Here is a 7,153-nt window from a genome sequence, read left to right as displayed (position 1 = left end):
GCCACCGACGCGCCGGCGATGAGGTTGTGCCCGCAGGCGTGTCCGACCTCGGGCAGCGCGTCGTCCGGTGCTCCGGCTCGGGCCAGGCGCAGCCCGGGCAGTCGAAGCCGTCCTTCTGATTGACGCGCAGCAGGGTGAGGGCGGTGCGCTTCACGCCCATCTGCTCGCGCGCCATCTTCGCCCCTGAAACGAGCTCCGCTCGCCCAGGGGCGCGGGGAACTGCGCGAGAAGCCCCACCGGGCCGCGGCCGACCGACGACGACCCCAAACCCGGCATGCGGCGGAGCCGCGCCGTGAGGCAGAATCGCCGCAATGAGCACCTACCGCGACCTCGCACACCGTGGCAGCGCACGGGCCACCGTCCTGCGGACGGTCGGCACCAGGGAACGCCGCTCGCACCTGACCGCCCCCCGCGTCCCCACCGTGGGCATCGACATCGGCGGCACGAAGGTGATGGCAGGTGTCGTCGACGCGGACGGCACCATCCTGGAGACGCTGCGCACGGAGACCCCGGACAAGTCGAAGAGCCCGAAGGTCGTCGAGGACACGATCTGTGAGCTGGTCCTCGACCTGTCCGACCGGCACGACGTGCACGCGGTCGGCATCGGCGCGGCCGGCTGGGTCGACGCGGACCGCAACCGCGTCCTGTTCGCCCCGCACCTGTCCTGGCGCAACGAACCGCTCCGCGACCGCCTCGCCGGCCGCCTCGCGGTCCCCGTGCTGGTCGACAACGACGCGAACACCGCCGCCTGGGCGGAGTGGCGCTTCGGCGCGGGCCGCGGCGAGGACCACCTCGTCATGATCACCCTCGGGACCGGCATCGGCGGCGCGATCCTGGAGGACGGCCAGGTCAAGCGCGGCAAGTACGGCGTCGCCGGCGAGTTCGGCCACATGCAGGTCGTGCCCGGCGGCCACCGCTGCCCGTGCGGCAACCGCGGCTGCTGGGAGCAGTACAGCTCGGGCAACGCCCTGGTCAGGGAGGCCCGCGAGCTCGCGGCGGCCGACTCCCCGGTCGCGTACAACATCATCGAGCGGGTCCAGGGCAACGTGCCGGAGATCAGCGGACCGCTCATCACCCAGCTGGCCCGCGAGGGCGACGCCATGTGCGTCGAACTGCTCCAGGACATCGGCCAGTGGCTCGGCGTCGGCATCGCCAACCTCGCGGCCGCCCTCGACCCGTCGTGCTTCGTGATCGGCGGCGGCGTGAGCGCCGCCGACGACCTGCTGATCGCCCCGGCCCGCGACGCCTTCAAGCGCCAGCTGACCGGCCGCGGCTACCGCCCCGAGGCCCGCATCGCCCGCGCCCAGCTCGGCCCCGAGGCCGGCATGGTCGGCGCCGCGGACCTCGCCCGCCTCGTCGCCCGCCGGTTCCGCCGCGCCAAGCGCCGCCGCGTCGAGCGCTACGAGCGGTACGAGCGCTACGCCCAGGCCCGCGAGACGGCGTCGGGCGCCGAGGACCGGTAGAGCGCGCGCACGCGGACCGCTTGGAACGTGGAACAGTGACAGGAAAGCCAGAGCCAGCCATGACCGTGCCCCGCCAGCCTCCGTCCCCGTACGAGGAGACGTGCCCGCCGGAGGAGCCGCGCGGTCACGTGATCCGCCGCCGCGCGCTGACCCTTCTGATCATCGTGCTGCTCATCGGCATCCCCGCCGGATATCTGGTGATCTCCGCGAACCAGAGCCGCGACAGCGGCAAGGACAAGGAGGCGAAGTACTCGGCGACCGGCCTGACCATCGGCTGGCCGTCGAAGGTGCAGCGGCGGCTCTACGAGACGGAGATCCCGCACTACTCGCGCAACGTCGCCTACTACGAGACGAACAACTACAAGGTCAGCCGCCTGTACACGCAGTTCCTCACCAGCAAGGGCGGGCTCGACACGTTCCTCCGGGCAGTCGACGACGACTTCACGGTCGACTCCTTGAAGAAGGACGACATCACGATCGGCGCCCGCGACCGGAACGTCGCCGGATGGGACTTCACCGGTCCGGGGCCCTGGTACGGCCTCACCCACGAGCAGAAGGACCCGATGCCGACGCAGAGCATCGTGGTGAACCTGTCGAACCCGGACCACCCGATGGTCTTCGTCGTCTCGACCACCGAACCCTGAGCCGGGCCGTCCGGATCTCCGGACGGCCCGCGCCGCTCAGCCGGTCTCGTCGTCGACGATGTGCACGGCGGCCTCCTCGGCCGACGCTCCGGCCCCGTCGAGACCGGCGTCCTGCGCCGTCAGCGACTCCTCGGTGGCGCCGTCCAGGTCCATCTCCTCGGCCACGAGCCGCCCCGACCGGGCGTCGCCGACCTCGGAGTCCAACAGCTCACCGTCGGTGTCGCTGGTGTCGCCGAGCCCGTCGCCCGGCGGCGGCTCCACGTCGGGCACCTCCTCCGCGAGCCGTTCGTCCAGGCTCTCGGGGTCGCTGTCGTAGCGGCCCTCGAACCGCTCCGGCGGCGAGTACCCCTCGTCCAGCGGGTCCTCCACCCCCTCAAGGAGGGTGTCCGCCGCGTCCAGCAGCCCTTCGTCGTCCTGCACCTCGGAGCCGTCCGGCTGGTAGACGTCGTCGGCGAAGGCGTCGTTCTCGCTCATGACGTGCTCCCCGCCTCGGCCCGCCGGGGCAGCTTCCAGTTCGGCCGCGGGAAGTGGCAGGTGTAGCCGTCGGGGTAGCGCTCCAGGTAGTCCTGGTGCTCCGGCTCGGCCTCCCAGAAGTCGCCCAGCGGCTCCACCTCGGTGACGACCTTGCCGGGCCACAGCCCGCTGGCGTCCACGTCCGCGATGGTGTCCAGGGCGACCTGGCGCTGCGCGTCGTCCGCGTAGTAGATCGCCGAGCGGTAGCTGCGCCCGATGTCGTTGCCCTGGCGGTCCTTCGTGCTCGGGTCGTGGATCTGGAAGAAGAACTCCAGAAGGTCCCGGTAGGTGGTCCGCGCCGGGTCGTAGGCGATCTCGATCGCCTCGGCGTGGTCGCCGTGGTTGCGGTACGTGGCGTTCGGGGTGTCGCCGCCGGTGTAGCCGACGCGCGTCGAGAGCACCCCCGGCAGCTTCCGGATCAGGTCCTCCATCCCCCAGAAACAGCCACCCGCGAGTACTGCCTTGTCCGTCTCGCCCGGCATGAAAAGCTCCTTCACAAAGGCCTGTGGAGTCGCCCGTGGCGGCGCTCCACCCACTGTTGTCTGAACAGTACGACCGGCCCTTTTCATCCTCGCCGAGCCCCTCCCCGTCGCAACTCGGCACCGCCCCGCCTCCCACGTTGCGAGACCGCCGCATTCGGTCAGGATGGAGAGCGTTGGCCGCACGCGGTTGCGGGGCGGCCGAACCCCGGGGACGTGCGTGTCCGCCTCCCCCCCCAGAGCGCTCGCTCGACCTCCCGCCAAGGACGGAGAACCATCATGCCCATCTGCACCACTCGCGACGGCGTGGACATCTTCTACAAGGACTGGGGGCAGGGCCGTCCGGTCGTCTTCATCCACGGCTGGCCGCTCAACGGCGACGCCTGGCAGGACCAGCTCAAGGCCGTCGCCGACGCGGGGTACCGGGGCATCGCCCACGACCGCCGCGGCCACGGCCGGTCCACCCCGGTGTGGGACGGCTACGACTGGGACACGTTCGCCGACGACCTCAACGACCTCATCACCGGCCTCGACCTGACCGACGTCACGCTGGTCGCGCACTCGATGGGCGGCGGCGAACTGTCCCGCTACATCGGCCGGCACGGCACCTCCCGGATCCGCTCCGCCGTGCTGCTGTCGGCGATCCCGCCGCTGATGCTCCAGGGCCCGGACAACCCCGAGGGCGTCCCGCAGAGCGTCTTCGACGACATCAAGGCCGGCATCCTCAAGGAGCGCTCCCAGTTCTGGAAGGACACCTCGGTCGGCTTCTTCAGCGCCAACCGCGAGGGCAACAAGGTCACCCAGGGCAACAAGGACGCCTTCTGGTACATGGCCATGCAGGAGACGATCCAGGGCGGCGTCGCCTGCGTGGACGCCTTCGCGGCCACCGACTTCACCGACGACCTCAAGAAGTTCGACGTGCCCACCCTCGTGGTGCACGGCGACGACGACCAGGTCGTCCCGATCGACGCCACCGGCCGCAAGTCCGCCGAGATCATCCAGGACGCGACCCTCAAGGTCTACGAGGGCGGCTCGCACGGCATCGCGCTCGTCGAGGGCGACAAGGAGAAGTTCAACAAGGACCTGCTGGAGTTCCTCAAGAAGTAGCGGAGTCCTGGAGACCCGGCAGCCCGCTCCCCGAGAGGACGCCGGCCCGGTCGATCGCGATCCGTCCCTCCTTGAGGACGGCGTGGATCGACCGGGGGTCTCCCAGCGAGTCGATGTCGGACAGCGGGTTCGTGCCGACGACGACCAGGTCGGCGGCCTTACCGGCCTCCAGCGTGCCGGTGATGCCGTCGACCCCGCACAGCCGCGCGGCCTCCGCCGTGCCCGCGGTGATCGCCTGCAACGGCGTCATACCGGCGAACCGCACGAGCAGCCCCAGCTCCTTGAGGTTGCCGCCGTGGCTCGCGGTCAGTCCGCTGTCCGTGCCCATCGCGATGCGCACCCCGGCCGCCGCGCTCGCGGCGACCGACTCCTGCGCCACGCGGTGCCAGTGCGCGGACTTCTCCCGCACGGCGGGCGGCACCCCCGGGGAGTCCACGTCCGTCAGCGTCTCCAGCAGGGTGGGGACCAGGAACTGGCCGCGGTCCACCATCTCCGCGCGCAGCTCGTCGTCGAGGGCGTAACCGTGCTCGACGCTCGTCACGCCCGAGCGGACCGCGGCCTCGATCCCGGGCCGTCCGATGGCGTGCGCGGCGACGGGCAGCCCGCCGTACGCGTCCGCCTCCTCGCGCACCGCCCGCAGCATCTCCGGGCGCATCCCCAGCCACTCCGGCTGGTCGTGCGGCGAGGTGACACCGCCGCTGCTGGCCACCTTGACGCAGTCAGCGCCGGCCGCCACCAGCTCGCGCACCCGCAGCCGGACCTCGTCGACCGAGTTCACCAGACCGGGCGGGCTGAGCGGCATGGCGACCGCCGCCGCGTACCCGTCGACCCCACTGGCGAGCGTGAAGTCCGCGTGCCCCGCGCGCTGGCTGAGCATCGACACCGCCACCCGCAGCCGCGGTCCGACGATCCTGCGCTCCTCCAGGGCCCGCCGGAACCCCGCGTCGAGCCCCATCAGGTCCCGCGCCGTCGTGACCCCGTTCTCCAGCGTCACCCGCAGCCGGTCCAGCACCTTCAGCACCCGGTAACTCGGCAGCTCGTTCACCCCGCTCAGCGGAGAACCGGCGCGCCCCGGCAGGGCGAAGTGCACATGGGTGTCGATGAATCCCGGGCACACGGTCCGCCCGCCCAGGTCCACCCGCCGCGCCGAGCGCACCGCCGGCGGCGCCGCGGCCAGGCTGCCCGCCCACGCCACCGTCCCGCCGTCCACGAGCAGCGCCCCGTCCGGTACCGGGGCCCGGCCCAGGCCGTCGATCAGCAGGGCGTTGTACAGCAGGACACCGCTCTTCTCACCCTCACGCATGCGTTCATGATCGACCGGGCCGGTCGCGGTGTCGCGCCGGACGAGGCCGAACCGGTCCCGCCGACCGGGTGCGGCGCCGGTTTCGGAAGCGCGACTGAAGGTCATCCATGCAGGTGCCCACGCGGACGCCCGCGTCGACACCTCCAGGAGCGAGCCTTGCCCGAGAACAACCAGAAGCCGCTGACCACGGTCGCCGGCGCACCGGTGCCCGACAACCAGAACTCCCTGACCGCCGGAGCGCGGGGCCCGATGCTCCTCCAGGACGTGTGGTTCCTGGAGAAGCTGGCCCACTTCGACCGCGAGGTCATTCCGGAGCGGCGGATGCACGCCAAGGGCTCGGGCGCCTTCGGCACGCTCACGATCACGCAGGACATCACGCGGTACACGTCCGCGAAGGTCTTCTCCGAGGTCGGCAAGAAGACGGACATGTTCGCCCGGTTCTCGACCGTCGCCGGGGAGCGGGGCGCCGCCGACGCCGAGCGCGACATTCGAGGCTTCGCCCTGAAGTTCTACACCGACGAGGGCGTCTGGGACCTGGTCGGCAACAACACCCCCGTCTTCTTCTTCCGGGACTCCCTGAAGTTCCCCGACCTCAACCACGCCGTGAAGCGCGACCCGCGCACGAACCTGCGCGACGCCGAGAACAACTGGGACTTCTGGACCAACCTGCCCGAGGCGCTGCACCAGGTCACCATCGTGATGTCGGACCGCGGCATCCCGTCCTCGTACCGGCACATGCACGGCTTCGGGTCGCACACCTACAGCCTGGTCAACGCCGACGGCGAGCGGTTCTGGGTGAAGTTCCACCACCGCACCCAGCAGGGCATCGAGAACCTCACCGACGCCGAGGCGGAGGCGCTCGTCGGCAAGGACCGCGAATCGCACCAGCGGGACCTGTTCGACGCCATCGAGAACGGCGACTTCCCGAAGTGGAAGCTGTACATCCAGGTCATGCCGGAGGCCGACGCGGAGCACTACCGCTTCCACCCCTTCGACCTCACCAAGGTCTGGTCGAAGAAGGACTACCCGCTGATCGAGGTCGGCGAGTGGGAGCTGAACCGCAACCCGGAGAACTACTTCGCGGACGTGGAGCAGGCCGCCTTCAACCCCGCCAACGTGGTGCCGGGCATCGGCTTCTCCCCGGACCGGATGCTCCAGGGCCGGCTGTTCTCCTACGGCGACGCCCAGCGCTACCGCCTCGGCGTGAACCACCACCAGATCCCGGTCAACGCCCCGAAGAACCCGGCGAACTCCTTCCACCGCGACGGCCAACTGCGCGTCGACGGCAACCAGGGGGCCACGCCGGGCATCGAGCCCAACGCGTACGGCCGCTGGCAGGAGCAGCCCGCGTACCGCGAGCCGCGGCAGGCCGTGGGCTCGGTCGCCGACCGGTTCGACTTCCGGGAGGACGACGACAACTACTTCGAGCAGCCCGGCAACCTGTTCCGCCTGATGACCCCCGAGCAGCAGCAGGCGCTCTTCGCGAACACCGCCCGGGCGATCGACGGCGCGTCCCCGCAGACCGTCGAGCGGCACATCGGCAACTGCACCCAGGCCGACCCCGCCTACGGCGAAGGCGTCCGCCGGGCGATCGAGGCGCTGGCCGAGGGCCGGCTCTGAACCGCCCGCCCGGCCCGGGGCCCT

Annotated in this window: 7 protein-coding genes; 4 read left to right on the top strand and 3 right to left on the bottom strand. The window is 71.1% G+C overall.

What is annotated here, in order from left to right; genetic code table 11:
- The first annotated feature begins 311 nt into the window (after positions 1-311).
- Together ABZ930_RS28340 and ABZ930_RS28335 are read left to right on the top strand one after the other, a co-directional pair.
- Positions 312-1,463, top strand: a complete 1,152-nt coding sequence (locus ABZ930_RS28340; protein WP_361553545.1) for an ROK family glucokinase — start codon at positions 312-314, stop codon at positions 1,461-1,463.
- Between the two features lie 59 nt (positions 1,464-1,522).
- A complete protein-coding gene (locus tag ABZ930_RS28335) occupies positions 1,523-2,107 on the top strand; it encodes a sugar kinase (protein WP_361553542.1) in 585 nt (194 codons plus the stop codon).
- A 36-nt stretch (positions 2,108-2,143) separates the two neighbouring features.
- On the opposite strand, the gene ABZ930_RS28330 is transcribed toward ABZ930_RS28335, so the two are convergent.
- The gene (locus ABZ930_RS28330) at positions 2,144-2,581 is read right to left on the bottom strand and encodes a DUF5709 domain-containing protein (RefSeq protein WP_361553539.1); all 438 of its coding nucleotides are present in this window, start codon (positions 2,579-2,581) and stop codon (positions 2,144-2,146) included.
- Positions 2,578-3,102, bottom strand: a complete 525-nt coding sequence (gene msrA / locus ABZ930_RS28325; RefSeq protein ID WP_361553536.1) for a peptide-methionine (S)-S-oxide reductase MsrA — start codon at positions 3,100-3,102, stop codon at positions 2,578-2,580. The genes ABZ930_RS28330 and msrA overlap by 4 nt, the downstream gene beginning before the upstream one ends.
- A gap of 276 nt (positions 3,103-3,378) precedes the next feature.
- Between msrA and ABZ930_RS28320 the strand changes: the two genes are divergently transcribed.
- Positions 3,379-4,206: an alpha/beta hydrolase gene (locus tag ABZ930_RS28320; RefSeq protein WP_361553533.1), complete on the top strand. Its 828-nt coding sequence runs from the start codon at positions 3,379-3,381 to the stop codon at positions 4,204-4,206.
- Here ABZ930_RS28320 and ABZ930_RS28315 read toward each other — a convergent pair.
- Positions 4,196-5,509, bottom strand: a complete 1,314-nt coding sequence (locus tag ABZ930_RS28315) for an amidohydrolase family protein (RefSeq protein WP_361553530.1) — start codon at positions 5,507-5,509, stop codon at positions 4,196-4,198. The genes ABZ930_RS28320 and ABZ930_RS28315 overlap by 11 nt on opposite strands.
- A gap of 156 nt (positions 5,510-5,665) precedes the next feature.
- Between ABZ930_RS28315 and ABZ930_RS28310 the strand changes: the two genes are divergently transcribed.
- Complete coding sequence (locus ABZ930_RS28310) at positions 5,666-7,129, top strand: catalase (RefSeq protein ID WP_361553527.1); 1,464 nt, start codon at positions 5,666-5,668, stop codon at positions 7,127-7,129.
- Positions 7,130-7,153 lie beyond the last annotated feature (24 nt).

This window comes from Streptomyces sp. NPDC046716, assembly GCF_040645755.1.
In the GTDB taxonomy this organism is placed as follows: Bacteria; Actinomycetota; Actinomycetes; order Streptomycetales; family Streptomycetaceae; genus Streptomyces.
Note: the sequence above shows the minus strand (reverse complement) of the source record. Positions and strands in the feature narration are given on the sequence as shown.